Source organism: Mesorhizobium sp. WSM4837, assembly GCF_055811435.1.
Genome location: NZ_JBVVQE010000223.1, coordinates 1 through 701, shown reverse-complemented (window position 1 = coordinate 701; position 701 = coordinate 1). Strand labels below are relative to the sequence as shown.

The window sequence follows — 701 nt, the reverse complement described above, 5'->3', positions numbered from 1 at the left end:
ACCCGTCTCGACGGCAAGCCGGCGATCGCCATCGAGGTGAAGAAGCGCATCGGCTCCAACCTGATCGACACGATCGCCCAGGTGAGGACCGTGTCCGATGCCTTCATAAAGACCATGCCGGAAGGCATGCACGTCACCTACACGCAGGACAAATCGGTCTTCGTCAACCAGTTGCTCGGCGATCTGCAGAACCACGTCATGATCGCCGTGATCCTGGTGTTCATCGTCATTCTCTATGCACTGTCGGGCCGTGCCTCGCTGCTGATCGGACTGGCCATTCCATCGTCCTTCCTGATCGGCATCCTGCTGTTGGCCATGATGGGCTACACGATCAACATGATCGTGCTGTTCAGCCTCATCCTGGCGGTCGGCATGCTCGTCGACGACGCCATCATCGTCACCGAATTCGCCGAGCGGCGGATGAGCGAAGGCATGCCGAAGGCAGAGGCCTTCGCGCTTGCCGCCAAGCGCATGGCCGGTCCGGTCATCGCGGCGACGATGACGCGCATCGCCGCCTTCTCGCCGCTGCTGTTCTGGCCGGGCATCATCGGCGACTTCATGAAATACATGCCGATCACGCTGATCGTCACACTCTCGGCCTCGATGCTTTACGCATTGGTCTTTGCACCGGCGCTGGGCGCCTTGTTCGCCAAGGCGCCGCCGCATCACGAGAACGACAACCGCGACGGCTGGTACATGGC

At 61.2% G+C, this 701-nt stretch carries 1 protein-coding gene; it reads left to right on the top strand.

Features of this window, described 5'->3' with window-relative positions:
* Nucleotides 1–701: efflux RND transporter permease subunit (locus AC0L3D_RS36835; protein ID WP_473647550.1), on the top strand; the 701-nt coding region annotated here is incomplete at both ends.